Origin of the sequence: Actinomycetospora sp. CA-084318 (assembly GCF_050955885.1) — a bacterium.
Classification (GTDB): domain Bacteria; phylum Actinomycetota; class Actinomycetes; order Mycobacteriales; family Pseudonocardiaceae; genus Actinomycetospora.
Genome location: NZ_CP192098.1, coordinates 1,782,080 through 1,807,140, shown reverse-complemented (window position 1 = coordinate 1,807,140; position 25,061 = coordinate 1,782,080). Strand labels below are relative to the sequence as shown.

The following is a 25,061-nucleotide window of genomic DNA, read 5'->3' as shown; positions in this document are numbered from 1 at the left end:
AAAACAAGTAGCTCCGTCAAGCCCTCTCGTACGTTTGTAGGACCATAGCGTTGCGCGCATGAGGCACCAGGGCGAAGAGCCGGACGGCCGTCGAGGTCAGCCCGCCGGTCCGGGTGGCGGTCGCGTCGACCAGGGATAGCTCGTCGACGAGGCGCGGTGCGACCTTCGCCAGGTCCGCGGTGGAGGACCGGAACCCCGTGTCGGCCGCGCGCATCGCCGGCTGCAGCCCCGCCACCCACGTCACCCACGGCGCGACCGTGTCCGCGACGAGCGTCGCGCCGCCCGTCAGCGCCCCGTCGACCACGCTCTGCACGCCCGCCGGGTCGAGGTACATCAGCAGGCCCTCGGCGAGGACGAGACGCGGGAGGTCGTCGGTAAAGCGGGACCAGAACGACGGGTCGGTGACGTCGCCGGCGACCACGGTCGCGCCCTCGCGCTCGTCGTAGAGCCGACGGCGCAGGTCGATCACCGGCTCCTGGTCCACGTCGAACCACTGCACGCCCGGCCCCGGGTCGAGGCGCAGCACCCGGCTGTCGAGCCCGCACCCCAGGTGCAGCACCACCGCCTCGTCGTGCCGGGCGAGCCAGCCGCGCGCGACGTCGTCGATCAGCTTCGCCCGCGCGCAGATCAACGGGGTGTTGCCGCCCAGGCTCAGCCCGAGATCCGGCGGGTCGTCGACGCGGTCGAGCAGCTCGGCGGCGTACGGGTCGCCCAGGATCGGGCGCGCCGACGCGGCGTCGTGCGCGTGCATCGTCAGCGTCCACAGCATGGTGCGCTGTTCCTGCCGCAGTTCCACGGTCATGCGCGGGGACTTCCCGACGACGGCTCCGCTCAGCCCTGACGCTCGGCCAACCACTGCCGCCATCCGGTCGCCGTGCCCGCGTCGCCGAGCAGCTCGGCGTCGACGGCCAGCGCGCCGCCCGAGCGCAGCGTCCACGGGTGCCGCTCCCCCAGCACCCGGTTCGCCCGCGCGAAGACCTCCGCGTCGACCGACCGCGCCCAGGTGACGTCGCCCGCTCCACGCAGCACCGCGCCGAACTGGTGCGCGGCGTCGATCGTGCGCGCGTCGTCCTCGCCGAACACCCGACGGTGCCGCTCGAGCGACTCCTGCGCGAGGTCCCGCACCAGATCGATCGCGCCGACGGCAACCCCGAGCGCGACGATGTTCCGTCCCGTGTCGAGGGTGTCCGGCGCATCCGGCCCGAGCACGTCGCGACGGCGGGTATGGACGTCGTCATAGACCCGTAGGGCCTCCTGCAGCTCCCCGACGTGCGCCAACGTCGCCGCGAGGCTGCTCGCCGTCGTCAGGGTGCGCGGGTCGTCGACGCCGTGCAGCCGGACCCGCCGCGCCAGGGTGTCGCGGTCGACGGCGAGGGCGAAGTCGGCGTCGCCGAGCTCGGCGACGAGCCCGGCGAAGCGGTCGGCCGCCGCCAGCGTGTCCTCGTGGTCCGGCCCCAGTTCGTCCCGACGACGGGCCAGGACCTGCTCGAGCAGGCGGTACGCCTCGTCGGGACGTCCCTCGCGATCGGCCGCGACGGCCGCCTCGAACTGCTCGTCGTCGACGGCCACGCGGGCAGCCTAGGGCGCGACTGCAACGCGGCGGCCCGGCGTGGGGTTCCTGCGGACGTGACCCACGATCCGCTCGACGCCCTCGAGTCCGACGGCTTCGCCCGGCTGCCCGGCCTCCTCGACCCGGGCACGTGCCGCGAGCTCGCCGCGATGTTCGACGACGACGCCCGCTTCCGGTCGACCGTCGTCATGGCTCGCCACGCCTTCGGCGAGGGCCGGTACCGGTACTTCGCCGACCAGCTGCCCGACGTGGTCGCCGACCTGCGGACCGGGCTGTACCCGCGGCTCGCGGCGGTCGCGAACCGGTGGGCCGACGTCCTGGACGAGCCCGGGTATCCGGCGACGCACGCGGAGTACCGCGCGCAGTGCGCGGCGGCCGGGCAGACGAAGCCGACCCCGTTGCTGCTGCGCTACGGGCCGACCGGCTACAACTGCCTGCACCAGGACCTGTACGGCGACCTCGTCTTCCCGCTGCAGGTCCTCGTCATGCTGAGCGAGCCGGACGTCGACTTCACCGGCGGCGAGAGCGTCTTCGTCGAGCAGCGTCCGCGGCAGCAGTCGCGGGCGAGCGTGGTGCGCCCCGGCCTGGGCGACGCGGTCGTGTTCCCGGTACACCACCGCCCGCGCCGGGGCGCCCGGGGCCACCACCGCGTGCAGATGCGGCACGGGGTGTCGACGGTGCACAGCGGGTCGCGGCACGTGCTCGGGGTGATCTTCCACGACGCCGCATGATCAGAGCCGGGTGAGCACCTGCGGCCCGTCCGCGGTGATCGCGACGGTGTGCTCGACGTGCGCGGCGCGGGTGCCGTCGAGGGAGCGCAGCGTCCACCCGTCGTCGTCCTCGCGGTACTCGTCGGTGCCGCCCGCGATGAGCATCGGCTCGATCGCGAGCACGAGGCCCGAACGCAGCCGGTAGCCGCGGTTCGGGCGCCCCTCGTTCGGCACGTGCGGCGCCTCGTGCATCTCGCGGCCGATGCCGTGCCCGCCGTGGCCCTCCATCAGCCCGTAGCCCGCGGCGCGCGCGACCGCGCCGATCGCGTGCGCGATGTCCCCGATCTTGTTGCCGGGGCGAGCGGCGTAGATGCCGGCCTGGAGGGCCTCCGTCGTGATGTCGATGAGGTGCTGGTCCTTGGCATCGGGAGCGTCGCCGACGACGAAGCTGATCGCCGCGTCCCCGCTCCAGCCGTGCAGGCGGGCGCCGCAGTCGATGCTGACGAGGTCGCCGGGCTGCAGCGGGTCGGAGCTCGGGATGCCGTGGACGATCGCGTCGTTGACGCTGATGCAGCTGACGGCAGGGAACGGCGTGGACGCCGAGCTCGGACGGTAGTTGAGGAAGAGTGGCTCGGCGCCCGCTCGCGCGATGACCTCGGCGGCCACGTCGTCGAGCTCCTTCGGCGTGACCCCTGGTCGCGCGGCGGCACGCGCCGCCTCGAGTGCCTGCGCCGTGATCCGGCCCGCCTCGCGCATCAGCTCGATCTCGTGCCGGTTCTTGATCTCGATCATGTCCCGCTCCGACCGCGTGGGATAACTATCCCGGTATTAGTATCACGGTCATGGTGCGCGTGCCGCTGACCCCCGACGAGCGTGAACGAGGGGCCCGCCTGGGCGAGATCCTGCGTGGCGCTCGAGGTTCGCGGTCGATGACCGACGTGGCCGCGGCGGTCGGGATGCCGGTCGAGACGCTGCGGAAGATCGAGTCGGGTCGGGTGCCGACGCCCGCGTTCTTCACGGTCGCCGCGCTCGCGACGGAGCTGTCGCTGCCATTGGACGAGCTGGTGGCGGCGTGCCGTCCGGCGTCGGTCGCGCGATCCGCCTAGAACACCAGGTCGAGCTGGGCGTGCAGGGTCGCGCGCGCCTCGTCGGCGGTGAGGTGCTGCCCGAGCACGTGCAGGGCCAGTCCCTCGACCAGTGACAACAGGGCCGTAGCCGCACGCCGCGGATCGTCGACCTTCCCGGCGCTCGCGATCCACTGCGCGAGACCGTGCCGCATGCCCTCGGTGTCGGCCCGCAGATCGGCGGCGATCTCCGGCTTGACGGCGGCCCAGGCCTGGAACGCGAGGCCGACGTGGGCCTCGAGCGTGCGCTCGTCGTCGAGCGGGAGGAGCTGCTCGAGCAGCGCCGCGACTCGTCGTCGGGAAGAGCCCTGCATCGCCGGGTCGGCGGCCAGCCGCTGCTCGACGCGGTCACGGACCGCCCCGAGCGCGAAGACCATCATCTCGTCCTTGGTGCGGAAGTAGTGCTGCACCATCCCGGCGGTGACGCCCGCCTCGGCCGCGACGTGCCGGAGGCTGACGTCGGTCAGCCCGCGCCGCGCCGCGACGCGCATCAGGGCGTCGGCGAGCAGGGTGCGGCGCTCGTGCGGGTCGACCTTCTTCGGCACGATCCGCAGCATTTCACGTTGCACCTGCACTGTCATCTGCTTTACGTTGCAACTGCAACGTGAAGGAGGACGCCGTGCTGGAGCTCCCGCTGCCGAGACCCGACCCGATCACTCCCCCGCCCGCCCACGACGCATTGCGTCGGGAGAGTCCGGTCGCGCGGGTGAAGACCGTCGCGGGGCCGGCATGGCTCGTGACCTCGGCCGATCTGGCCGTGAGCGCACTGTCCGACCCGCGGCTGAGCGTCACGCCGCCGGGGGTCGAGGTGGACGTGCGGGCGTCGTTGTTCCAGGACGGTCCGGCACACGCCCGGCTGCGTCGCCTGGTGGCCGGCGCCTTCCGCCCGGCGCGGATCGCGGAGATGCGGGGGCGGCTGGACGCGCTGGCGTCGTCGTACGTGGACCGGGTGGTGGAGGCCGGGCCGCCCGTGGACCTGGTCGACGTGCTCGCCGCTCCGCTGCCGATCGCGGTGATCGGGGACCTGGTCGGTATCTCCCGGCTTGACGAGTTCCGGGTGCTCGTCGACGCGGCGCTCGCGGTCGATCCGATGACAGCGGACGCCGCGCCTGCGTGGGACTCGCTGGGAGCCTTCGTCGAGTCGCTGGTCACGGAGCGGCGGGCCGTACCTTCGGACGACCTGCTCGGCGACCTCATCGCGGTGCGCGACACGGCGGACGGGCGGCTCTCTGACGAGGAACTGGTCGCGCTGGTGCAGGTGCTCGTGGCTGCGGGCGCGCTGACGGTGCGGAACGCGCTGGTGCAGGCAGTGGTGCGGTCGGTGTCGTCTGGTCGCTTCGCCGCGTTGGCGACCGCGGACGTGTCGGCGGTCGTGGAGGACGTGATCCGGCAGGCCGGCGTGGAGCCGTTCCCGCGCTTCGCCGTGACCGACCTCGTGCTGGGCGGCGTGGAGATCGCGGCGGGCTCGATGGTGCTCGTGTCGCTGGAGGCGGCGAACCACGATCCGGCCCGGACGGCCACTCACCTCGGCTTCGGGCACGGTCCGCACTACTGCCTCGGTGCCGCGCTGGCGCGGGCGCAGTTGTGTGCGGTGCTGCCGGTACTCGCGCGACGGCTGCCGGGCTTGCGGCTCGACGTCCCGGTGGCGTCGATCCCCTGGTTCCGAGGCTTCGTCGATCATGGGCCGCTGGCGTTGCCGGTGAGCTGGTAGAGCGACTCCGAGAGTTGGCACCGTGTCCGGACAGGGTGTTGGCCGCTCCTTGACGCCCTCTCGCTTCAAGATCTCAACGTGCCGAGCGATGTGCTCGCTGGGCGAGCACATCGCTCGGCTCGTCGTGATCTTGGGGAGAGGAACCAGCGATAGACGCACGCGATTCAGCCGCGGAGTCCCTGAAGGCGGTCCACCGACAGGCTTTCTCCAATAACGCTCATGTTGGTCAATGCCCCTAAGAAGCTCGCCTCGACGCCCGCTGAAGAGGTCGCGAAGTGCAGCGCGGACCGGTCGTCCGAGGGCCAGCCGGATAGGGCGAACGACGACACGCCATCGAACGTCATCCTCATCAGGCCGGTCAACGCGCTCTCCCACTTGGCGGGCAGCTTGACGGGAAGGTCGAAGAACTCGATCGTCACCAGTGCTCGGGGCCCTGCACCGCGCGTCTCAAGTTCGACGCCTCGGACAACCACATCCTGCAGCTCGGGAACATGGGCACCGAAGAGCATGCGCACGGGACGGTCGTTCGATAGCAAGGTCGTCCACTGGCTCTCACCGTTACCGCGGGTAGATGTGGTGCTCTGCGACTCCGTCAACGGGACCAGATCCTCCCTTGGCCTTCTCTTCGACGACGTTGAAATGCGGGGGCTTGTCGCCCACGCCCTCCTTGTACCCGCCGTGTCCACGGTAGTGGTCACGAATTGTTACCGCGTCGCCCTGATGAGTCCGGTAGTCGAACTCGTGGTAGTTGGCCTGGGCGCCGTACTTGTCTCGTACCGGGTTGCCGGCCACGTCCTGACCTCGGTAGGGAACCATGCGCGTGGCCTCCGGTTGAGCTGATCGCGGCACACCGGCAGCGTCTTTCGCTGCACGGAGGGCGGCTCGTCGACTTGCGAATTCTTGGTCGGGTGCCGGACCAGTGGTGGCAGCGTTCTTGCAGCCCGACAACCCGAGCGGGTCGAGCCAGGTGTGCGGGTTGTGGACGTAGGTGCTCGGGTTCGGGGCGGGCGCGAGGCCGAGTGGGTCGAGGCTCGCGTAGCGGGCGGTGTCGGGGTCGTAGTGGCGGTGGACGTTGTAGGCGAAGCCGCTCTCGGGGTCGTGATACTGCCCGGGGAAGAGCAACGGCGTCGACACGCCCGCCCAGGTCGTGCGGCCCCACAAGGTCCGCGAGGCGGAGCCCGCCACCGTGCCGTCGAGGGCGAGTAGCTCGGTCGGAGCCCCGACGAGGTCGGTGACGATCGCATAGAACCGTTCGTCGATCTCCCGCTGACCCGCACGGCGGACCCGTTCCCGCTGGCAGACCGGGCGCAGGCCGGTGTGGTCCCAGGTGGTCGAGGAGACTCCGTCGGGCCCGTGGGCGACCTCCTCGACGAGCGTCGACCCGTCCCACGCGAAGTCGACCTGACGGTCGGGGCCGATCTTCGAGACGCGGCGGCCGAGGGCGTCGTAGACGTAGCGCCAGCGGGCACCGTCCGCGGTGACCACCCCGACGAGGCGATCGTCCGGGTCCCACTCGTAGTGCCACGACTCGGCCCGCCCCGACAGCCGCCCGCGGGTCCGGCGCACGACGCGGCCCTCGGCGTCGTGGGCGTACGTCATTCGGCCAGCGCGGACGAGCAGCGTGCCCCGGTACTCCCGGCGCCCCGCGGACTCCGGCTCACCGGGCCACTGCGCGGCGGTCTGGTTGCCCGCCGCGTCGTAGGCGTACCGCTCGGTCCAGCCCTCCCCCGCCACCGCCGTCACGTGTCCGAGCGCGTCCAGGTCGAACGTCCGCGCTCCCGTGCCGGTGACCGCCGCCAGGTAGCCGTCGTCGCGGTACCGGTAGCGCCGCCGCACCGGACCGGCCGACACGGCGCTGAGCCCCTGCGGCCCCCACTCGGAGTCCACCGACGCCACGCCGGCACCACGACGGGTCTCCCGCCCGAGCTCGTCGTGCTCGAACGCGACATAGACCCCGGCGTGCAACGACGCCACCCGGGACGCGGCGTCGAACGTCCACTCGCTGACCTGACCGGTCGGCGTCTCGCGCCGCACCCGTCGTCCGGACGCATCGAACGACGACGTGACGGCCCGCCCGTTGACCGCCTCCCGCACGACCCGACCGCACACGTCGCGCTCCAGCACCAGGTCCACCTCGGGTGTGGTGGCCCGGATCAGTCGGCCGGCCGGGTCGTGGTCGAACGTCGTCAGCACCCCACCGGCGCGCTGCTCGGTGACCCGTCCGAGCAGGTCGTACGCGGTCTCGACCGTCTGCCCGAGGGCGTTGCGGCGCTCGACGACCCGCCCCGCGACGTCGAGCCGGTAGGTACGACGACGCCCGTCGAAGTCGGTCTCCGCGACCACCCGCCCGGCCTCGTCCCGCGTGTACGACCAGCTCAGGCCCTGCGGGTTCCGCACCTCGACCAGCTGCACCTGCGCGTCCCAGACGAACTCGGTGCGCGACCCGTCGGGATCGACGCGTGCGGCGGGCACCTCGAAGTGCGCGCGCTCGAACCGCGTCACGTGCCCGGCGGGGTCGACGGACTCGACGACGTTGCGCTCGCCGTCGTAGACCGTGCGCGCGGTCCGGCCGTCCGGGCTCGTCGTGGACGCCGGCAGGCCCTCGAGCGTCCAGCCGTACCCGGTCCGCTGCCCGAGAGCATCGACCTCCGCCACGACCCGGCCGAAGGCGTCGCGCTCGAACCGGGTCGTCGCGCCGAGCGGGTCGGTCATCTCCACCGGCAACCCCGCCGCGTCGCAACGCACCAGCGTGCGGTGGCCGAGCGGGTCGGTGACGGACGACAGATGGCCGGCGGAGTCGTACGTGAACGAGGTGCGCGCCCCTTCCGGGTCGACCACCCCCGTCCGCAGACCCCGCTCGTCGTAGGTGTACCGCCACACGGCCCCGTCCGGCTCGACGACCCGCATCGGCAGCCCACGGACGTCGCGCTCGATCGTCGTCGACGTCCCGTCGGGGCGCACGACCTCGACCAGCGCGCCGGCGTCGTCGTACTCGAACGTCGTCCGGCGGCCGAGCGGATCGGTCCTCGACGTGACCTGGCCACCGTGACCCCAGGTCCAGCGACGTGCGGCGCCGGTGGGATCGACCGCACGCACCACGCGTCGCACGTCGTCGTGGACGTAGTGCGAGCGGTAGCCGAGGGCGTCGGTCATCTCGACCACGGCGCCCGCGTACTCCAGGTCGCACGACAGCACCCCGGCCGCGCCGGTCTGGCGCACCACCCGGTCCTGCTCGTCGTACTCGTGCCGGAACCACGTGCCGATCCGGTCGACCCAGCCGGTGATGCGGCCCCGCTCGTCGTAGCCGTAGCGGAACGGCAGGTTCGACGAGTTGACGATCGCGGTGAGGTTGCCCGCGGTGTAGCCGAAGCGGACGAGCGCCGACGGTTCACCGTCAGGTCCGGCGTCGAGCAGGTCGAGGCCGACGATCCGGTCGAGCGCCGAGTCGACCCGGACGCGGTAGCTCCCGGAGGCCCGCACCTCGACCGGCATGCCGTCGGCGAGCCGTTCGATCGTGATCTCGTGCCCCGCGCGGTCGGTGATCTCGGTCAGCCACCGCGTCTCGCCCTTGCCGGTGAACCGCAGCGTGTGTCCGCGATCGAGGTCGTCGAGCAGGACCACGCCGTCCTCGTCACGTGCTGTCCACCGCGGCGTGTGCGTCGAGGCCACCGGGACCACACCCGGCGTCGGGAACTCGAGGACGTGCGCGTCGGCGCGGGCGAACCAGACCGCGTCCACCCCGATCTCCAGCCGCTGGTCCAGCGTCGACGCCCAGGACGGCCCGAAGAACCGGCCGGCGCGGTAGTTCGAGACGTGCGTCCGCTCGAGGACCAGCGGCAGCACACCCGGGAGGTCGATGTCGAGCTCGGTCTGGAAGAGGAGGCCCGACGCCAGGTCCACCGGCTCGTCGTTCGAGACCTTCGTCTCTGCGACGGCCGGCGACTCCGGTCCGCCCTGCCGCGCCGCCTGCCCGGCCGGCGCCACGGTCTGCGGCGGGACCTCCGCCGTCCGCACCGCCGCGGCCGCGTCCCCGACGACGGGCGCGGCGGCGTCGCCCGCCCGCGCGAGACCCCCGATGGCCTCCCCGGCCTTGAGGCCGCCCTTGATGCCGGTGGCCGCCCAGCCGGCGAAGGGCACCATGGCCGCCGCCGAGAGTCCCGCGTTGAGGTAGTCGCCCTCCGCGGCGTACCAGGCCGCGTTGGCGCCGTCGGCCACCTCGCCGACCACCGGCACGAGGCCCGCGACGTCGAGCGCGGCGTGCCCGAGGTCGCCCCACGAGAAGCCGGACTCCTCCTGCGGGGCCGGCGCCGGAGGGGCCGCGGCGAACTGCGGTGGCGCTCCGAGCGGGGCACCGGGAGCGCCCGCCGTCCCGCCTCCCGGTGCCCCACCGGCCGCGCCGGGAACCGGCGCCGTCATTCCCGCCAACTGGGCCTGGGCGCTCTGCACCTGCGCGGTCGCGGCCTGGTTGGCCTGCTGCTCGCGCTGGATGCCCTGCGTCTTGAGCTGCTCGCCCTGCGCGATCTTGGCGTTCGCCGCGTCGATCGCGGCCTGCGCACCGGACATCGCGGCGTCCTGCTGCGCCGACGGCGGCCCGGCCGACACGGTCTGCATCGTCGCCGTGGCCGCCGCGAGCTCGGCCTGTCCCTCGGCGACCAGCCGCTCCCCCTCGGCGAACATCTCCTGCGCCGACCGCAGCTCCGTCGCGTAGGTGGTCAGCGCCTGCCCGGCCAACCGCGAGACGTCCGCACCGATGGCGGCCCGTGCGCCGATCTCGGAGATCTGTCCCGTCGCGGCCGTCGCCGCCCCTCCGGTCCAGGCGCTGCCGAGCCCACCGCCTGCGGCCCGGATGCCCTCACCGGCGCTGGTGAACTGCTCGGCCGTCGACGTCAGCTGCGACGCCCCGGCCTCGACCGCCCCCGCATCACCCGGCATGGGCACCTCGACCACCCCCTCCACGCCGGGACGGTAGGGAGGTCGTCGGCGCCGTGGGTGCGGTTTGGAGAAAGTCAGTCCCACCAGAAGCGCCAGGTCCAGGCGCCGCGGAGGGTCGCCGCGTAGCTCCTCGGGGTGTGCACCGTGCCGTTCTGCGGGTCGTGCTGGTCGGGGCAGAACGCGAAGTGCTCGGCAGCGACGGCCTCGGCCTCCACCGCCGTCTCGGGCGGGAACGCCACGGTGAGCGTCAACGTGGAGCCGTCGAGCCGGACGAGCGTCGCGCCGAAGCGCTCCTCCCAGCTGCGGAGCACGGCGGTGAGGCCGACCAGGTCGTGGTCGGCATAGTTGCCGGCCCCGGACCAGCGCACCGCGAGCGGGATGTCCGCGGGGCGTCTGGCGTCGACGACCGCGAGGTCGGAGTACGGGCCGATGTCCCGCGCGAAGTCGACCGCCGCGGCCAGGGTGGCCGACTCCGGCGAGCGGTCGAGCGCCGGCCCGGGACGCGGCGGGAACCGGTCGATCCACGGATCGAGGCAGCGGCAGCCCGCGGTGCACGGGCCGGGCCACCACCGCTCGAGCACCGCGTGGGCGTCGGTCTGCTCGACCGCCGCCCACGGGTCGTCGGGCACCGGCATCCCGCCGGCACTCTCCACGGCGCGGAAGCCGAGGAGCACCGGGCAGCGGCTCGACCGCCCGACGTCGCCGAGGAGGCGGGCATACAGGGACGGGTCCGGCGTTTCGTGGATCTCGACGATCCCGGGCGCGGTGTCAGAGAGGCTCACACCCGCTCGGACTCCGCCCGCGCCGGAACCGGTTCCAACTTTTTTTCCAGGTCCCTGTCGAAGGACGTCGACCTGGTTCGACGCAGAGGTGAGAGACCGGCACCGGGCCGGTCACCAGCCCACGGAGGCCACCATGTCCGTCCTCACCGCTCCCGCCGCCACCACCCGCACGTCGTCCCTGGTCCTGGGCGGGCTCGCCGCCACCGTCGTCGCGTCGCTCGCGACCTCCGCGGTCGCCGCCGCGGGCCTCGTCGTCGGGATCAGCCTCGACGTCAGCGGGGCCCCGATCCCGGTGCCCGGCTTCGCCTCGCTGACCGCGATCTTCTCCGTGATCGGCCTGGTGCTCGCGCTGGTCCTGGCGCGCACGGCGCGCAGCCCGCGAACCGCGTTCGTGCGCACCACCGTGGTGCTGACCGCGCTGTCCCTGGTGCCGGACGTCATCGCCGACGCGGCGATCTCCACCCGGCTGCTGCTGATGGTGACCCACCTGGTCGCGGCCGCGATCGTCATCCCGGTGATCGCCCGGCGTCTGGCCGCGTGAGGCCCTTCCCGACGACGAGTCGGGTCCCGGCTCGGGGACGTAGGCAGATGATCATGTCGAGCGCGACGATCCACTCCGTCGCGCTCGACATGATCATCTGTCTACGGGGTCGGACCCGGGGTCCTACCGCGCCGCGGGGTGGTCCGCCGGCTGCCTGGTCGACCCCCTAGCGTTCCGCGCGTGGCTGCTGCCCTGACCGAGGACGACCTCACCGGCATCTCCTCCGACGCGATCGCCTCCGACGACCCTCGGCCCTACATCGACCAGCTGGTCGCCGCGGTCGACGAGGACCGGCTCGCCGCTCCGGACCTCGCGTCGTACGCGCTCGGACTGGCGGCCGACCTCGCGGAGGGCCTGCACGACGGCGACCTGGCGCTCACGCTCTCGGAGCGTTCGGTCGAGGCGACGCAGGGGTTGGACGACGAGAACTGGACCCGCGCGCGGCACGCCGAACTGCTCCTGCGCTTCGGGCGGGAGGACGAGGGCATGCGGGAGCTGCACGCCCTGCGCCCGCAGCTGACCCGGGACGAGATGGCGAGCCTGTACGTCACCGAGGCCCTCGTCGAGAACGGTCGCGGCGAGCTCGCCGAGGAGTGGTTGACGACCGCGCTGACCACCGCCGCGGAGATCGTCGAGCGGGCGGGCCCGGGTCGCGAGGCCGACGAGATCCGGAACATCGAGAACGTGCTGGCGCTCCGACGCTTCCACGTCCGCCGGGACCTCGGGCTGCCCTACGACGAGATCGACCGGATCGCCGAACAGCTCGACGACGAGAACCCCGACTACGTCTTCTGGCCCGAGAAGGCCTTCGCGACGCTGCTCGAGGCGCAGCCCGACGCCGCCGACGAGCTCGGCGCGACCTGGGACGAGCACCGCGCGATGATCGAGCGCGACCTCCAGGCGAGCGACCCGGGCGACCTGCCGCTCGTGGAGGTCGGCACGCCCGAGCTGCTGACCGCGCTGCTCGGTGACGACGAGGACGCCGCGCCGCCGCCGGGTCCGGAACTCGAGTGGCCTCCGGGGCGGAACGAGCCGTGCTGGTGCGGCTCGGGCGCCAAGTACAAGAAGTGCTGCCTGCCCCGCGGACGCGCCTGACTCACGGGGCCCCGAACCACCGGGCGAGGTGGACGTCGAGGTCCCGCTGGTCGGCACCGATCCACGCGACATGGCCGTCGGGCCGCAGCAGCAGCGACGCGCCCCGTGACCCGTCGTCGGGAAGGTGGACCACGCGCCCGGACCAGGCGCCGACGGAGAGGCCGGTCCGGTCGAGCAGCAGCCCGCGGCCCTGGTGCAGGTCGTGGTACAGCCGACCGTCACCGACGGGGACGTCGGGCATGCGGCGACCGACGCGGTCGTCGTCGGAGCCGAGGTCGTATCGGACGCCGGTCGCGGCGATCCGATCGGTCAGGTGCCGGCTGACGCCGGGAAGCTGCCCGACCTCGGTGAGCAGCGTCCGCAGCGCCGCCGTCTGCGGGTCCTCGCGCAGGAGCGCGACCATCGCCCGGCAACTCACGACGACGCCCTCGGCGACCGCGCGACGCTCCGCCTCGTAGGTGTCGAGGAGCCCGTGCGGCGCCCATCCGTCGACGGCGGCGGCGAGCTTCCAGCCCAGGTTGACCGCGTCCTGTACGCCGAGGTTCAGGCCCTGCCCGCCCGTGGGCGGGTGGACGTGCGCGGCGTCGCCGGCGAGGAACACGCGGCCGACGCGGTAGGTGTCGGCGAGCCGGTCGCCGGTGCCGAAGCGGGACACCCCGCGTGGGGAGTGTGTGCCGAGATCGGTGCCGGCGAAGGCGCGGAGCCGGTCGCGGAACTCCTCGAAGGTCGGCTGCGGACCGCTGTCGGAGACCGTGGCGGCCGGCAGGATCACGCGGTGGACCCCGCCCTCCAGGGGCACGACGCCGAAGCGCAGGTGCGTCCTCCGGAGCTCGGCGACGACGGGCGTCGGGTCCTCGGTGAGCTCGACGTCGGCCAGGTACGTGTCGGCCGTGGACGGTTCACCGTGGAAGCCGATGCGGAGGGCCGTCCGCACGGTGCTGCGCCCGCCGTCGGTCCCGACGAGGTAGCGGGCGCGCAGGGTGGAGCCGTCGGCGAGCATGGCCGTGACGCCGTCGCCGTCCTGGTCCAGGGCCGTGAGCTCGACGCCGCGCCGGATCTCGGCGCCGAGGTCGAGGGCGTGCCCGGTGAGCAGCCGCTCGATCCGCTCCTGCGGGATCGCGAGGCCGTAGGGGTGCGCGGTGTCGAGGTCCTCGGGCCACGGGAGCGGGACCCCGGCGAACGGTCCCCCGACGCTGAAGCGGGTGGCCTCGGCGGCGAAGCGGTCGAGCAGGCCGCGCTGGTCGAGGATCTCGACGCTGCGCACGTGCAGCCCCAGCGCACCCGCGCGCCAGGTGGCGATGGCGCGCTTCTCCAGGACGACGACCTGCACCCCGTGCAGCCGCAGTTCCGCCGCCAGCATCGTTCCGGTCGGTCCACCGCCGACGACGAGCACGTCGATCACGGGCGGAGTCTGCGGCCGAGGGGCGGTCTTGTGGCAAGTCCCCCCGCCCGCTATACCTTGAGGTGGCGGAAGGGTCGGTCAGGGTGTCTTCCCGAACCGGCTCAGTCGGAGCTGATCCAGATCCGCACGATCGAGCCCGTCTCGACGGACGTGCCGGGCTCGGGGTCCTGCCGGCCCACGTGAGCGCGGCCCGCCCCGGTGTGGAACGCGTTCTCCGGCACGGCGAGCAGCCCCGCGTCGAGGGCACGGTCGTGCGCCTCGGACACCGGGACGCCCGTCAGCTCGGGCACCCGGGCAGCAGGACGGGACGGCGTGGTGGCGGTGTCGTCGGACATGGGCGACCTCCCGGTGTCGTCGATGGGGGTGGGATGGGCCGGCATCAGGCGGCCGGGTGCGTGGACCGTTCGCGACGGAGCGCGGCCCGTCGCTCGTCCTCGCTCTCGCCACCCCAGATGCCGTACGGCTCCTGCACCGCGTGCGCCCAGCTGCGGCACTGCTCGAGCACGGGGCAGGTGGTGCAGACGGCGCGGGCGTCGGCGACACGGCGGCTGCGCGACGGGTCGCGCTCACCGTCGGGGTGGAAGAACATCTCCTGGTTCATGCCCCGACACGCGGCGTGCCGTTGCCAGTCCCAGTGGTCGACCAACGCCGCGGGCAGGCGGGATACATCAGCCACGACGAGCACCTCCTACAGGACGTCGTAGTACCTGAGGCTACCCCGGGGTAGAGGCCCCAACCGTCGCGTCGAGACCTATTTCGCCCCCTACGGTGGAGGCGTGCCGGGACCCTTCGTGAGCTGGTCGTGCGGCAAGGACGCCGCCCGTGCGCTGAGCGAGGTGCGTACCGATCGCGACGTCGGCGGCCTGCTCACCACGGTCACGGACGACGTGGTGGCGATGAGCCGGGTGCCCCTCGCCTGTCTCCGTGCCCAGGCGGCTTCCCTCGGACTGCCCCTGCGAACCGTCGACCTGCCGTGGCCGTGCCCGAACGAGGTCTACGAGGAGCGCACCGGCGCCGCGTTCGACGCCCTGCGCGCGGACGGCGTCGACGAGGTGGTCTACGGCGACCTCTTCCTCGCCGACGTCCGGGCCTACCGCGAGCGCTCGCTCGCCGGCACCGGCCTGTTTCCCCACTTCCCGCTCTGGGGCCGCGCCACCGACGACCTCGCCCGGCAGATGCTCGACGCCGGTCTGCGCGCGGTGGTGGTGTGCGTCGACCCCGCCCAGGCGCCGCCGGAGATCGTCGGCCGCACGTGGGACGAGCACCTCCTGGCCGACCTCCCGCCGGGCGTGGACCCGTGCGGCGAGAACGGCGAGTTCCACACCTTCGTGACCGACGGCCCGGGATTCGCGCACCCGGTCGACGTCGTCGTCGGTGATCCCTACGACCACGACGGGTTCCGCTACGTCGCCCTCCGACTCCGGGGGCCGAGCACGGGCTGACCACCGATCCCGCCGTTGAAGCGCGGGTTCCAGGGCCAGCGCCCCCGACCGTCGCACCAGACGAGTTGCAGCGCCTGCAGCGGTCGCTCCGGGAACAGCGCGACCACGGTCCCCAGGTGTGCCTCGGGGTGGGGCAGCCCGACGATCTCGATCCGGAGACGGTCGGCCGTCCGGAACCGCTGCCCGGGCTCCCACCGCTCGTCGTGGCACAGCACCCCGTGCGCCGTGTCGTTCAGCAGGAGACCCGCCCGCTCCGGACGCAGCCCCGTCACCACCAGCTCCGGCAGCCCGTGCCGCGCCAGACCGACGGTGTAGGCCCACTTCGCCCGGGCCTTCTCACCCTCGACGAACTGGATCGCCCAGCCGTACCGGTCGACCAGGTCCATCATCTTCGCCAGCTCCGCGCCCCTGGTCGCCCCGTCGCACATCCCGCACATCGCATCCTCCGTCATTCGAACTCATGTTCGGATCATGCACCAGGGGTCCGACAGTCACGGTCCGCCCGACCCGTCAGGCGTGGACACCCCGCAGACGCACCAGGCCGACGAGGGCGAACGCGGCGCCGGCCAGCGCGTATCCGGCCACCGGGGCCAGGCTCGGAGCCGGACCGGCGGCCATGACGACGAAGGCGACCCCGACCACGCAGGACAACCCGCCGCTGACGACCAGCGGCCACTGGCCGCGGCGGACCCGTCGTCGGGACAGCGCGACGACGCACTGCCCGAGGCCCGCGACCACGGCCCAGACTCCCCAGACCAGCAGCACGCTCGGCAGGTCCCGGGTCGCCGCCACCGCGAGCGCCACGGCAGCGAGCGCGCTGAGTGCGGCGTTGGCCAGCAGACCGACACGGGCCGATGCCGCGGCCCGGCGCGCGTCCAGCCCCACGAGGACGACGTCGGCGAGCGGATAGAGCGCCACCAGCACCGCCAGGACCGGACCGATCCCGGGCGCGACGGCCATGACGGTCACCGCCCACACCACGGCGGCGACGACCCTCGCGAGCAGCAGGGGCACCTGATCACGTCCGCCCGAGGTCGGACGGGCGGCGGCCAGCGTGGGTGCGGCGGACATGGCACTCCTCGAGTCACAGACAGAAAGACCGTTCTCCCTACCGAACGAGAGCCTGCACGCGCGACGACGCCATCGTCAAGACCGATCGTTCTTTCTGCTAGCGTCGGAGCATGTCGACGGACCGATCGACGCGCTCCGAGGCCCGGGAGCGCCTGCTCGGCACCGCGGGCGAGCTCTTCTACGGCGAGGGCATCCGGGCGGTCGGCGTCGACCGGCTCGTGTCGGAGGCCCGCGTCACCCGGGCGACCTTCTACCGGCACTTCCCGTCGAAGGAGGACCTCGTCCTGGCCTACCTGCGGGGCGCGGACGAGCAGGTGCGCGACGGCGTGCGGGCGGCGGCCGGGAGCACCGCGACGGCGGGCGACGCACTGCGGGCCATCGCCGCCTCGATCGACGACGACCTCGCCCGCCCGGGGTTCCGTGGGTGCGCCTTCCTCCGGGCGGTCGCCGAGTTCCCCGACCCGGCGGACCCGGTGCACCAAGCGGTCGTGGCCCACCGGACCTGGTTCGTGGGCGCCCTCGAGGAGATGTTCACCTCGGTCTACCGCGACGAGGGCCCCGGCGCCCGACCCGGCCGCGCCGCCCGGCACTTCCTCATGCTGCGTGACGGCGCCATGAGCGCGGCGGCGATCGACGCGACCGACGACATCGGCGACACCTTCCGCCGAGGTGTCGAGGGGCTGATCACCGTCGTGCACTCGCCGGGGACCCGGCCGCACCTGCCCAGCTGATCGACGATGTGGGCTTTCCTCGCACTGGATGCAAGCAGTGACGCATTGCTTGCACTGGAAGAGGGTCAGAGCAGGCGAGCCACGGCGGCCAGGTCGTCGGGCAGGCCCTGCACCGCGATCTCGTCGACCACCGTCGACTCCCAGCGGTCGAGTTCCCGGCGGACACGGGAGACCGGCCCGATCAGCGAGACCTCGTCGACGAGCTCCGTCGGGATCGCTGCGGCCGCCTCGTCCTTGCGCCGCTCGAGGTAGAGCTCCTGCACCCGCTCGGCGACGGCGCCGTGGCCCATGCGGACGAAGACGTCGTGGTGGAAGTTCGCGCCGCGCGCACCCATGCCGCCCATGTAGAGCGCGAGCTCGGGGCGGAGCCGGTCGGCGGCGCGCTCGACGTCGTCGTCGAGCACCACGGGCACCGTCGCGATCACCTCGAAGCCCTCCGGACGACCGCCCGGGCGCCGTGCGAAGCCCTCCGCCAGCGCGGAGCGGTACACGGCGTCGAACGCCGGCGCGAAGAACATCGCGAGCCAGCCGTCGGCGATCTCGGCCGACAGCGCGACGTTGCGCGGACCCTCCGCACCGAGCACCACCGGCAACCCCGCCCGGTACGGGTGCAACGACGAGCGCAGCGGTTTCCCCAGCTCGGAGCCGGGTGACGGCAGCGGGAAGTACGGCCCGTCGTTCCGGACCGGCGCCTCGCGGGCGAGCACCTGCCGCACCACCGACACGTACTCGCGGGTCCGCGCGAGCGGGCGCGCGTAGGGCACGCCGTGCCAGCCCTCGGACACCTGCGGTCCCGACGCCCCGATACCCAGCACCACTCGGCCACCGGAGAGGTGGTCCAGCGTCATCGCAGCCATCGCGGTCGCGGCCGGTGTCCGGGCGGGCACCTGCGCCACCGCGGTCCCGAGGCGCACCCGCGACGTCAGGGCCGCCGCGAACGCGAGCGGGGTGAACACGTCGGATCCGTACGCCTCGGCGAACCACACCGACGCGAACCCGAGCTCGTCGATCTCCCGAAGCCGGGCCGCCAGCGACGCCGGCGGAGCGCCCGCGAAGTGCCCGACGTTGACCCCGATCCGCACCGCTCAGACCGTCGCGGAGAACAGGTCGGCGTACCGCGCGCGGAGCTTGTACTTGAGGATCTTCCCGCCGACCGTCTCCGGCAGCTCGTCGGTGAACACGACCGCCTTCGGCGTCTCGTAGCCGCCGAGCCGCTCGCGCGCGTGGGCGATGAGCTCCTCGGCCGGCACCTCGGAGCGCGCCACGACGACGGCCGTGACCGCCTCGCCCCACCGCTCGTGCGGGAGCCCGACCACGGCCACGCGCTCGACGGCCGGATGCGCGTACAGCGCCGCCTCGACCCGCAGGCTCGAGACGTTCTCCCCGCCGGTCTTGACGATGTCCTTGATCCGGTCGACGACGACGCGCAGGCCGGCGTCGTCGAAGGCGGCACTGTCGCCGGAGTGGAACCAGCCGGTGCGGAACGCCTCGCGCGTCGCCGCCTCGTTCTTGTAGTAGCCGGCGGTGACGGTCGGGGTCCGGTAGACCACCTCCCCCGGCACGCCCGGGCGGTCGCGCAGCGAGATCCCGTCGTCGTCGAACACGTCGGAGGCGAGCAGCGGGCTCGGCAGGCCGACGTAGTTCACGACGGGGGCCGTGGCCGCGTAGGTCTCGGGCCAGCGGCGGGGCCAGAAGCGGTAGCAGGCGATGGCCTCGGTCTGTCCGAAGATGCCGAGCACGACGGGATCGCCGGCCCGCTCCATCAGCCGGTCGTAGACCTCCGGCGGCAGCGCGCCCCAGCCGTAGACCAGGACGTCGAGGCAGGAGACGTCGCGCCCCTCGAACTCCTTGGTCAACGCGGTGACGAACTGCGGCGACCCGGCCCACAGCGCGGTGATCCGCTCCTCCTCGACCGCCGCGGCCACGTCGGCCGGGACCGGACGACGGCCGAGCACGAGCGTGCCTCCGGCGACGAACGCCGCGAGCGCGAAGATCAGCTCGCCGACGTGATAGATCATCGGCAGGTAGGTCCCGACCCGGACCTCGTTCTCCAGCCCGGACCCGCGGGTCAGCGAGAGGGCGAAGTTCAGCGCCGCGTAGTGGCTGGCCGAGTGGGAGATCATCACGCCCTTGGGCATGGCGGTCGTCCCCGAGGTGAACAGCATCTCCCAGATGTCGTCACCGTGGATCTCGACGTCGGGCTCGGCGTCGCTCGCCGCGGCGTCGACGAAGGCCGTGAAGTCCTGACTTCCCTCGACCGGCCCGCCGCCGATGCCGATCGTGACGCCGGGCGCGAGGCCGGCACGCGCGAAGGCGTCGGCCGCCCTCGGCCACGTCTCGGCGTCGACGATCGCGAACCCGGGCTCAGCGTGCGCGATGAGGTGCTCGACGACGTCGGGCGCGAGGTTCGGGTTGAGCGGCATCGCGACGAGGCCGGCCTTCGCGATGCCGATCTTCGCGAGGTAGGCCTCGACCGAGTTCTCGCAGAACAACAGCACCCGCGCGCCGGGCTCGAGGCCGCGATCGATCAGGGCGTTGGCCACCCGGTTGGCCGTGCGGTCGGCCTCGCGGTAGGTCACGGCGGCGAAGCGTTCGTCGGCGTAGGCACCGGGGCGACCGACCATCGCGACGTGGTCCGGGTAGCTCCAGGTCAGCCGCTCGAAGACGTCCCCGACGGAGGTTCGTTCCCACCGGTGCACGGCCCGACGGCCCCGGAGCGTCGTGACGTCGAACGTGATGGCGTCCAGGTCCACTCGGGCCTCCCTGCCGCGACGATGTGACGTGCAGCATTCCCAGTGGACCCGGACGAACGCAAGCCCCGAGTCATCCGCGGTTCACAATCCGAGGACGCCGCGGGCCATCCCGCCCAGCATCTCGGCGAGCCGCTCGGCGGGGAGGCCGCTGTGGTGGAAGAGCACCGCCTGCGTGGTGCCGAGCGCCGCGTGCACGACGACGCGCAGCTCGGCGTCGGAGAGCTCGCGGCGCAGCGGGGTCAGCACGATGACCCACTCCTCGACGTAGTGGCGCTGGGCGCGGCGCAGCCGACGGAGGTCGTCCTCGGGCAGGTGGTGGGCCTCGCGGTAGTAGACCTGCAGCAGGCGGCGGTCCTCGATCGCGAACCGCACGTGGTTGGCGACCAGTCGTTCCAGGGCCTCGCGGTCGTCGCCCGCGTCGGCGACGGCGGCGGCCCCGGTCCGCTGCATCTCGTCCATGAGCTGCTCGAGCAGGGCGGAGAGCAGCGCCGACTTGGAGCCGAAGTGGCGGTAGATGCCCGACCCGACGATGCCCGCCGCCGCGCCGATGTCGGCCATGCCGACGGCGTGGTAGCCGTGCTTCGCCACGAGTTCGGCCGCGGCGGCGAGGATGCGGTCCTTGCGGGCGGGGTCCCGACGACGAGGCCGGCGGGCCGGGGTGCGCGTCGCGTCCGGCTCCCCGGCCAGCGCGAGCGTCGGCTCCGCCTCGGTCATGGGCACCTCCTCAGGTGCGCTGCGCGCATGTGAGCACTTTCCGTGCCCAGGACCACGGAAAGTGCTCACGGGCCGAAGGCACCTATCGGTCCGTCCGCGCGGACGCTACGGTACGGCCTGAGTGAACCGCCAGTCACAAGACGGGGAGTCGGCGTGGACTTCGTGGAGACCGATGAGCACCGCGACCTGCGGGCCGCCGTCGCGAAGGCGTCCGCGCCGTTCGGCGGCGACTACTACGTCGACCACGCCCGGCGCGGCGCCGAGTGCACCGAGCTGTGGCACGCCCTCGGCGACGCCGGGTACATCGGCGTCTCCGTCCCCGAGGCCCACGGCGGCGGGGGCGGCGGCATGGTCGAGCTCGCCCTGGTCTGCGAGGAGACCGCGGCCCAGGGGGCGCCGATCCTCCTGCTGCTGGTGACGCACGCGATCTCGGCCGAGGTCATCGCCACGTACGGCACCGAGGAGCAGCGCAAGGAGTGGCTGCCGGGGCTCGCGGCGGGCCGGGAGAAGGTCGTCTTCGCGATCACCGAGCCGGGCGCCGGGTCGAACACCCTCCAGCTCTCGACCAACGCCCGCCGCGAGGGCGACGAGTGGGTGATCCGAGGCGAGAAGTACTACATCTCCGGCGTGGACGACGCCGAGGCGCTGCTGCTCGTCGCGCGCACCGGCACCGACGCGAACGGGAAGGCCCAGCTCTCGCTCTTCCTCGTGCCCACCGACGCCGAGGGCCTGCAGAAGGTGCCGCTGCCGGTGGACGTGCTCCTGCCGGAGAAGCAGTTCACGCTGCGGTTCGACGACGTCCGGGTGCCCGCCTCCGCGCTGGTCGGCGACGAGAACCAGGGGTTCAAGCAGGTCTTCCACGGCCTCAACCCGGAGCGGATCACCGGGGCGGCGCTGTGCGTCGGCATCGCCCGGTACGCGCTGTCCCGGGCCACGCGCTACGCCAACGACCGCCAGGTCTGGGACCGCCCGATCGGCGCCCACCAGGGCGTGTCCCACCCCCTCGCGAAGGCCAAGATCGAGACCGAGCTCGCCGCGCTGATGACGCAGAAGGCCGCGTGGCTGCACGACCGGGGGCTGCCGGCCGGTGAGGCGTCGAACATGGCGAAGTACGCCGCCGCCGAGGCCGCGATCGCCGCCTGCGACGCCGCGATGCAGACCCACGGCGGCAACGGCGTCTCCCAGGAGTTCGGCCTCCTCCCCTACTGGGGTCTCGCCCGGCTGCTGCGGATCGCACCGGTGAACCGCGAGATGGTGCTGAACTTCGTGGCGCAGCACAGCCTGGGTCTGCCGAGGTCGTACTGATGGACCAGCAACCAGACCTCCAGCGCAACCTCGTCCAGCGGATCAACGTCGGCGACGCCCTCACCCGCAGCGCCTTCGCCCGGCCCGCGCAGCTCGCCGTCGTGGACGGTGACCGACGCTGGACCTACGCCGAGTTCGACGCCTGGGTGAACCGCCTCGGCCACGGGCTCCTGGCCCGCGGCTACGCGGTCGGCGACGCCCTCGCGCTCGCGGCCGGCAACAGCGCCGAGTTCCTCGCCGTCTACTACGCCTGCGCGAAGACCGGCGTGGTGTGCGTGCCGATCAACCTCGGCTGGCGACCCGACGAGGTCGCCTACGTGCTCGGGCACTCGCAGGCCCGCGGCATCGTCGTCGAGAGACAGCTGCTCGAGCCGATCACGGCCGCCGTCGGGAAGGTCCCGTCCGTCGCCGACGTGTTCGTGGCCCCGGGCACCGGAGACGCGAGCGAGCAGACGCTGGCGGAGCTCGAGTCGGCCGACGACTCCCCCGTCGAGGTCGCGATCGACGACCGCGCGGCGCTGAGCTACCTCTACACCTCGGGCACCACGTCGTTCCCGAAGGGCGTGGTCGGCACGCACCTCGGCATCCACCTCGAGTCGATGTCCGCGGCGCTGGACTCGGGCTGGAGCGCCGCCGACCGGTTCCTCGCGATGATGCCGATGTTCCACACCGCGCAGCTCAACGCGTTCTGCACGCCCGCGGTGGTCGTCGGCGCGACGATCCACGTGCACCGTGGCTTCGACCCGGAGCGGTTCCTGACGACGATCGAGACCGAGGGCATCACGCAGGTCTTCGGGCTGCCGATGATGTACCGCGCGGCGCTCGATCACCCGTCCTTCGCCGACCGCGACCTGTCGAGCCTCAGGCGCGCCGTCTACGCCATGGCGCCGATGCCCGAAGCGCAGATCCAGGCCTGCCTCGAGGGCTACCGCTGCGACTTCGCGCTGTTGTTCGGCCAGACCGAGATGTCGCCGATCACCACGCTGTTCCGCCCGGAGCACCAGCTCAGCCACGTCGGATCGGTCGGGACGCCGCTGACGGGCGTGCAGGTCGCGATCATGGGTCCCGACGGCGGCCTGCTGCCGCCCGGCGAGCAGGGCGAGATCGTCTACCGCGGGCCCTCGACGATGCAGGGCTACCTGCACGACGAGGCCGCGACCGCCACCGCGTTCGCACACGGCTGGTTCCACTCCGGCGACGTCGGACGCTTCGGCGAGGACGGCGTGCTCTGGTTCGCCGACCGGACGAAGGACGTCATCAAGACCGGCGGCGAGAACGTCGCGTCGCTCGAGGTCGAGCGGGCGGTGTACGACGCCGAGCCGGACGTCGCCGAGGTCGTCGTGGTCGGACTGCCGCACGCGCGGTGGAGCGAGGCGATCACGGCCGTCGTCGTCCCGAAGCCGGGCGCGACGATCGACGCCGAGAAGCTCACCGCGGCGCTCAAGGACCGGCTCGACGGCTACAAGGTGCCGAAGGCCGTCATCGTCGAGAACGAGCTGCCGCGTACCTCCACCGGAAAGATCCAGAAGAACGTCGTCCGGGAGACCCACGCGATGCACTACGGAGGGCGCTAGGCATGGCGGTCCTGACCAGCCTGCTCGACCCGTCGTCGGAAACGTACAGGAGCAACCGCAAGCAGCAGCTCGAGGTGATCGCGCAGCTCGACGAGCAGCTCGAGCTCGCCGTGGCGGGCGGTGGCGAGCGGTACACCCAGCGGCACCGCGACCGCGGGAAGCTGCCGGTGCGCGAGCGGCTCGCGCTCCTGCTCGACCCGGACTCGCCGTTCCTCGAGCTCTCCCCGCTCGCCGCGTGGGGCACGGACTTCACGGTCGGGGCGTCGGTGCTGACCGGGATCGGGGTCGTGTCCGGCGTGGAGTGCCTGGTCATCGGGCACGACCCGACGGTCCGCGGCGGCGCGATGAACCCGTACTCGCTGCGCAAGACGCTGCGGGCCCTCGAGATCGCGCGGCTGAACCGGCTGCCGGTGATCAACCTCGTCGAGTCCGGCGGGGCGGACCTGCCGACCCAGGCCGACCTGTTCGTGCCGGCGGGGCGGATCTTCCACGAGCTCACCGAGCTGTCGTCGATGGCGATCCCGACGGTGGCGCTGGTGTTCGGCAACTCCACCGCCGGTGGCGCCTACGTGCCCGGCATGTGCGACTACGCCGTACTCGTCGACCGCGCGGCGAAGGTGTTCCTCGGCGGGCCGCCGCTGGTGAAGATGGCGACCGGCGAGACCGCCGACGACGAGGCGCTCGGCGGCGCGGAGATGCACTCCCGGGTCTCGGGCCTGTCGGACTACTTCGCCACCGACGAGCGCGACGCGATCCGGCTCGGCCGCGAGATCGTGTCGCGGTTCCACTGGCGCAAGCTCGGGCCTCGTCCCGCCCGGAACCCGGCGCCCCCGACGTACGACCCGGAGGAGATCCTCGGGATCCTGCCGCCCGACCCGAAGGTGCCCTTCGATCCGCGCGAGGTGCTCGCCCGCACCGTCGACGGCTCGGAGTTCGACGAGTACAAGCCGCTCTACGGCACCTCTCTGGTGACCGGGTGGGCGAGCATCCACGGCTATCCGGTCGGCGTCCTCGCGAACCACCGCGGCGTGCTGTTCTCCGAGGAGGCGAAGAAGGCCAGCGAGTTCATCCTGCTCGCCAACCAGACCGACACCCCGCTGATCTTCCTGCAGAACACCACCGGCTACATGGTCGGCACCGACTACGAGCAGGGCGGGATCATCAAGGACGGCGCCAAGATGATCAACGCGGTGACGAACAGCCAGGTCCCGCACCTGACGATCAACATGGCGTCGTCGTTCGGGGCCGGGAACTACGGCATGTCGGGCCGGGCGTACGACCCGCGGCTGATGTTCGCCTGGCCCGGCGCGAAGCTCGCCGTCATGGGCGCGGCGCAGCTGGCCGGAGTCATGTCGATCGTCGGGCGGGCATCCGCGCAGTCGCAGGGCAAGCCGTTCGACGAGGAGGCGGACGCCGCCCGCACCCGGGCGATCGAGGCGCAGATCGAGGCCGAGTCCCACAGCTTCTACATCTCCGGGAAGCTCTACGACGACGGAATCGTCGACCCCCGCGACACCCGCACCGTCCTCGGCCTGTCGCTCTCGGCCGTCCACTCGAACCCCGTCGCCGGCCGTCGTGGCTACGGCACGTTCCGGATGTGAGGA

At 72.7% G+C, this 25,061-nt stretch carries 25 protein-coding genes; 10 read left to right on the top strand and 15 right to left on the bottom strand.

The genetic code is table 11. From position 1 onward, the window contains the following. Window positions 1–16: 16 nt before the first annotated feature. Together ACQPYX_RS08860 and ACQPYX_RS08855 are read right to left on the bottom strand one after the other, a co-directional pair. Complete coding sequence (locus tag ACQPYX_RS08860) at window positions 17–802, bottom strand: class I SAM-dependent methyltransferase (protein ID WP_433802529.1); 786 nt, start codon at window positions 800–802, stop codon at window positions 17–19. A gap of 29 nt (window positions 803–831) precedes the next feature. Further along, a complete protein-coding gene (locus tag ACQPYX_RS08855; protein WP_433802528.1) occupies window positions 832–1,569 on the bottom strand; it encodes a tetratricopeptide repeat protein in 738 nt (245 codons plus the stop codon). 57 nt (window positions 1,570–1,626) lie between these two features. On the opposite strand from ACQPYX_RS08855, the gene ACQPYX_RS08850 reads away from it, so the two are divergent. Beyond that, on the top strand, window positions 1,627–2,301 hold the full coding sequence (locus ACQPYX_RS08850) for a 2OG-Fe(II) oxygenase (protein WP_433802527.1): 675 nt from the start codon (window positions 1,627–1,629) through the stop codon (window positions 2,299–2,301). On the opposite strand, the gene map is transcribed toward ACQPYX_RS08850, so the two are convergent. Then, window positions 2,302–3,072 (bottom strand): type I methionyl aminopeptidase, encoded by a 771-nt coding sequence (map, locus tag ACQPYX_RS08845; RefSeq protein WP_433802526.1) that lies wholly within the window; start codon window positions 3,070–3,072, stop codon window positions 2,302–2,304. 50 nt (window positions 3,073–3,122) lie between these two features. Here map and ACQPYX_RS08840 point away from each other — a divergent pair, with 50 nt between their 5' ends. Beyond that, the gene (locus ACQPYX_RS08840; protein WP_433802525.1) at window positions 3,123–3,386 is read left to right on the top strand and encodes a helix-turn-helix domain-containing protein; all 264 of its coding nucleotides are present in this window, start codon (window positions 3,123–3,125) and stop codon (window positions 3,384–3,386) included. On the opposite strand, the gene ACQPYX_RS08835 is transcribed toward ACQPYX_RS08840, so the two are convergent. Next, on the bottom strand, window positions 3,383–3,961 hold the full coding sequence (locus ACQPYX_RS08835) for a TetR/AcrR family transcriptional regulator (RefSeq protein ID WP_433802524.1): 579 nt from the start codon (window positions 3,959–3,961) through the stop codon (window positions 3,383–3,385). The genes ACQPYX_RS08840 and ACQPYX_RS08835 overlap by 4 nt on opposite strands. 62 nt (window positions 3,962–4,023) lie before the next feature. Here ACQPYX_RS08835 and ACQPYX_RS08830 point away from each other — a divergent pair, with 62 nt between their 5' ends. Next, a complete protein-coding gene (locus tag ACQPYX_RS08830; RefSeq protein ID WP_433802523.1) occupies window positions 4,024–5,115 on the top strand; it encodes a hypothetical protein in 1,092 nt (363 codons plus the stop codon). Window positions 5,116–5,279: 164 nt separating this feature from the next. Here the strand turns inward: ACQPYX_RS08830 and ACQPYX_RS08825 are convergent, their stop codons facing one another. From ACQPYX_RS08825 to ACQPYX_RS08815, 3 genes are read right to left on the bottom strand one after another with little or no spacing between them, the layout of a single operon-like run. Then, on the bottom strand, window positions 5,280–5,630 hold the full coding sequence (locus ACQPYX_RS08825) for a hypothetical protein (protein ID WP_433802522.1): 351 nt from the start codon (window positions 5,628–5,630) through the stop codon (window positions 5,280–5,282). Between the two features lie 43 nt (window positions 5,631–5,673). Next, window positions 5,674–10,071, bottom strand: a complete 4,398-nt coding sequence (locus tag ACQPYX_RS08820; RefSeq protein ID WP_433802521.1) for a DUF6531 domain-containing protein — start codon at window positions 10,069–10,071, stop codon at window positions 5,674–5,676. Between the two features lie 50 nt (window positions 10,072–10,121). Continuing rightward, window positions 10,122–10,829, bottom strand: coding sequence for a DUF4253 domain-containing protein (locus ACQPYX_RS08815; RefSeq protein WP_433802520.1), 708 nt, complete (start codon window positions 10,827–10,829; stop codon window positions 10,122–10,124). Window positions 10,830–10,962: 133 nt separating this feature from the next. Here ACQPYX_RS08815 and ACQPYX_RS08810 point away from each other — a divergent pair, with 133 nt between their 5' ends. Both ACQPYX_RS08810 and ACQPYX_RS08805 read left to right on the top strand, forming a co-directional pair. Continuing rightward, the gene (locus ACQPYX_RS08810) at window positions 10,963–11,370 is read left to right on the top strand and encodes a DUF6069 family protein (protein ID WP_433802519.1); all 408 of its coding nucleotides are present in this window, start codon (window positions 10,963–10,965) and stop codon (window positions 11,368–11,370) included. Window positions 11,371–11,550: 180 nt separating this feature from the next. After that, the gene (locus ACQPYX_RS08805) at window positions 11,551–12,465 is read left to right on the top strand and encodes an SEC-C domain-containing protein (RefSeq protein WP_433802518.1); all 915 of its coding nucleotides are present in this window, start codon (window positions 11,551–11,553) and stop codon (window positions 12,463–12,465) included. Window position 12,466: 1 nt separating this feature from the next. Here the strand turns inward: ACQPYX_RS08805 and ACQPYX_RS08800 are convergent, their stop codons facing one another. The 3 genes from ACQPYX_RS08800 to ACQPYX_RS08790 form a co-directional block, all read right to left on the bottom strand. Continuing rightward, the gene (locus ACQPYX_RS08800) at window positions 12,467–13,867 is read right to left on the bottom strand and encodes an FAD-dependent monooxygenase (protein WP_433802517.1); all 1,401 of its coding nucleotides are present in this window, start codon (window positions 13,865–13,867) and stop codon (window positions 12,467–12,469) included. 101 nt (window positions 13,868–13,968) lie between these two features. Continuing rightward, window positions 13,969–14,202 carry a PASTA domain-containing protein gene (locus ACQPYX_RS08795; RefSeq protein WP_433802516.1) on the bottom strand — a complete coding sequence of 78 codons (234 nt, stop codon included), beginning with the start codon at window positions 14,200–14,202 and terminating at the stop codon, window positions 13,969–13,971. 44 nt (window positions 14,203–14,246) lie between these two features. Then, window positions 14,247–14,543 carry a WhiB family transcriptional regulator gene (locus ACQPYX_RS08790; RefSeq protein ID WP_433802515.1) on the bottom strand — a complete coding sequence of 99 codons (297 nt, stop codon included), beginning with the start codon at window positions 14,541–14,543 and terminating at the stop codon, window positions 14,247–14,249. 100 nt (window positions 14,544–14,643) lie between these two features. Here ACQPYX_RS08790 and ACQPYX_RS08785 point away from each other — a divergent pair, with 100 nt between their 5' ends. Further along, window positions 14,644–15,309: an ATP-binding protein gene (locus ACQPYX_RS08785; protein ID WP_433802514.1), complete on the top strand. Its 666-nt coding sequence runs from the start codon at window positions 14,644–14,646 to the stop codon at window positions 15,307–15,309. Here ACQPYX_RS08785 and ACQPYX_RS08780 read toward each other — a convergent pair. Together ACQPYX_RS08780 and ACQPYX_RS08775 are read right to left on the bottom strand one after the other, a co-directional pair. Then, a complete protein-coding gene (locus ACQPYX_RS08780; RefSeq protein WP_433802513.1) occupies window positions 15,270–15,761 on the bottom strand; it encodes a DUF4262 domain-containing protein in 492 nt (163 codons plus the stop codon). The two genes, ACQPYX_RS08785 and ACQPYX_RS08780, sit on opposite strands and share 40 nt — an antisense overlap. A gap of 58 nt (window positions 15,762–15,819) precedes the next feature. After that, window positions 15,820–16,380 carry a DUF308 domain-containing protein gene (locus ACQPYX_RS08775; RefSeq protein WP_433802512.1) on the bottom strand — a complete coding sequence of 187 codons (561 nt, stop codon included), beginning with the start codon at window positions 16,378–16,380 and terminating at the stop codon, window positions 15,820–15,822. 110 nt (window positions 16,381–16,490) lie between these two features. Here ACQPYX_RS08775 and ACQPYX_RS08770 point away from each other — a divergent pair, with 110 nt between their 5' ends. After that, window positions 16,491–17,111: a TetR/AcrR family transcriptional regulator gene (locus tag ACQPYX_RS08770; protein ID WP_433802511.1), complete on the top strand. Its 621-nt coding sequence runs from the start codon at window positions 16,491–16,493 to the stop codon at window positions 17,109–17,111. Between the two features lie 65 nt (window positions 17,112–17,176). Here the strand turns inward: ACQPYX_RS08770 and ACQPYX_RS08765 are convergent, their stop codons facing one another. The 3 genes from ACQPYX_RS08765 to ACQPYX_RS08755 form a co-directional block, all read right to left on the bottom strand. Beyond that, on the bottom strand, window positions 17,177–18,193 hold the full coding sequence (locus ACQPYX_RS08765) for an LLM class F420-dependent oxidoreductase (protein WP_433802510.1): 1,017 nt from the start codon (window positions 18,191–18,193) through the stop codon (window positions 17,177–17,179). A 3-nt stretch (window positions 18,194–18,196) separates the two neighbouring features. Continuing rightward, window positions 18,197–19,864, bottom strand: coding sequence for an AMP-binding protein (locus ACQPYX_RS08760; RefSeq protein WP_433802509.1), 1,668 nt, complete (start codon window positions 19,862–19,864; stop codon window positions 18,197–18,199). An 81-nt stretch (window positions 19,865–19,945) separates the two neighbouring features. Then, window positions 19,946–20,578, bottom strand: coding sequence for a TetR/AcrR family transcriptional regulator (locus ACQPYX_RS08755; RefSeq protein ID WP_433802508.1), 633 nt, complete (start codon window positions 20,576–20,578; stop codon window positions 19,946–19,948). 153 nt (window positions 20,579–20,731) lie between these two features. Here ACQPYX_RS08755 and ACQPYX_RS08750 point away from each other — a divergent pair, with 153 nt between their 5' ends. Genes ACQPYX_RS08750 through ACQPYX_RS08740 form a run of 3 tightly spaced genes read left to right on the top strand, consistent with a single transcriptional unit; the run spans window position 20,732 to window position 25,058 of the window. Continuing rightward, window positions 20,732–21,883, top strand: a complete 1,152-nt coding sequence (locus ACQPYX_RS08750; protein ID WP_433802507.1) for an acyl-CoA dehydrogenase family protein — start codon at window positions 20,732–20,734, stop codon at window positions 21,881–21,883. Further along, a complete protein-coding gene (locus tag ACQPYX_RS08745) occupies window positions 21,883–23,457 on the top strand; it encodes an AMP-binding protein (protein ID WP_433802506.1) in 1,575 nt (524 codons plus the stop codon). The genes ACQPYX_RS08750 and ACQPYX_RS08745 overlap by 1 nt, the downstream gene beginning before the upstream one ends. Before the next feature lie 2 nt (window positions 23,458–23,459). After that, window positions 23,460–25,058: an acyl-CoA carboxylase subunit beta gene (locus ACQPYX_RS08740; RefSeq protein WP_433802505.1), complete on the top strand. Its 1,599-nt coding sequence runs from the start codon at window positions 23,460–23,462 to the stop codon at window positions 25,056–25,058. The last annotated feature ends 3 nt before the right edge of the window (window positions 25,059–25,061 follow it).

Bases quoted from the DNA above. Each gene is read 5' to 3' on its own strand.
- ACQPYX_RS08860 (WP_433802529.1), bottom strand. From the start codon at position 802: ATGACCGTGGAACTGCGGCAGGAACAGCGCACCATGCTGTGGACGCTG.
- map (WP_433802526.1), bottom strand. From the start codon at position 3,072: ATGATCGAGATCAAGAACCGGCACGAGATCGAGCTGATGCGCGAGGCG.
- ACQPYX_RS08840 (WP_433802525.1), top strand. From the start codon at position 3,123: ATGGTGCGCGTGCCGCTGACCCCCGACGAGCGTGAACGAGGGGCCCGC.
- ACQPYX_RS08835 (WP_433802524.1), bottom strand. From the start codon at position 3,961: ATGCTGCGGATCGTGCCGAAGAAGGTCGACCCGCACGAGCGCCGCACC.
- ACQPYX_RS08810 (WP_433802519.1), top strand. From the start codon at position 10,963: ATGTCCGTCCTCACCGCTCCCGCCGCCACCACCCGCACGTCGTCCCTG.
- ACQPYX_RS08795 (WP_433802516.1), bottom strand. From the start codon at position 14,202: ATGTCCGACGACACCGCCACCACGCCGTCCCGTCCTGCTGCCCGGGTG.
- ACQPYX_RS08780 (WP_433802513.1), bottom strand. From the start codon at position 15,761: ATGACGGAGGATGCGATGTGCGGGATGTGCGACGGGGCGACCAGGGGC.
- ACQPYX_RS08775 (WP_433802512.1), bottom strand. From the start codon at position 16,380: ATGTCCGCCGCACCCACGCTGGCCGCCGCCCGTCCGACCTCGGGCGGA.
- ACQPYX_RS08770 (WP_433802511.1), top strand. From the start codon at position 16,491: ATGTCGACGGACCGATCGACGCGCTCCGAGGCCCGGGAGCGCCTGCTC.
- ACQPYX_RS08755 (WP_433802508.1), bottom strand. From the start codon at position 20,578: ATGACCGAGGCGGAGCCGACGCTCGCGCTGGCCGGGGAGCCGGACGCG.
- ACQPYX_RS08745 (WP_433802506.1), top strand. From the start codon at position 21,883: ATGGACCAGCAACCAGACCTCCAGCGCAACCTCGTCCAGCGGATCAAC.
- ACQPYX_RS08740 (WP_433802505.1), top strand. From the start codon at position 23,460: ATGGCGGTCCTGACCAGCCTGCTCGACCCGTCGTCGGAAACGTACAGG.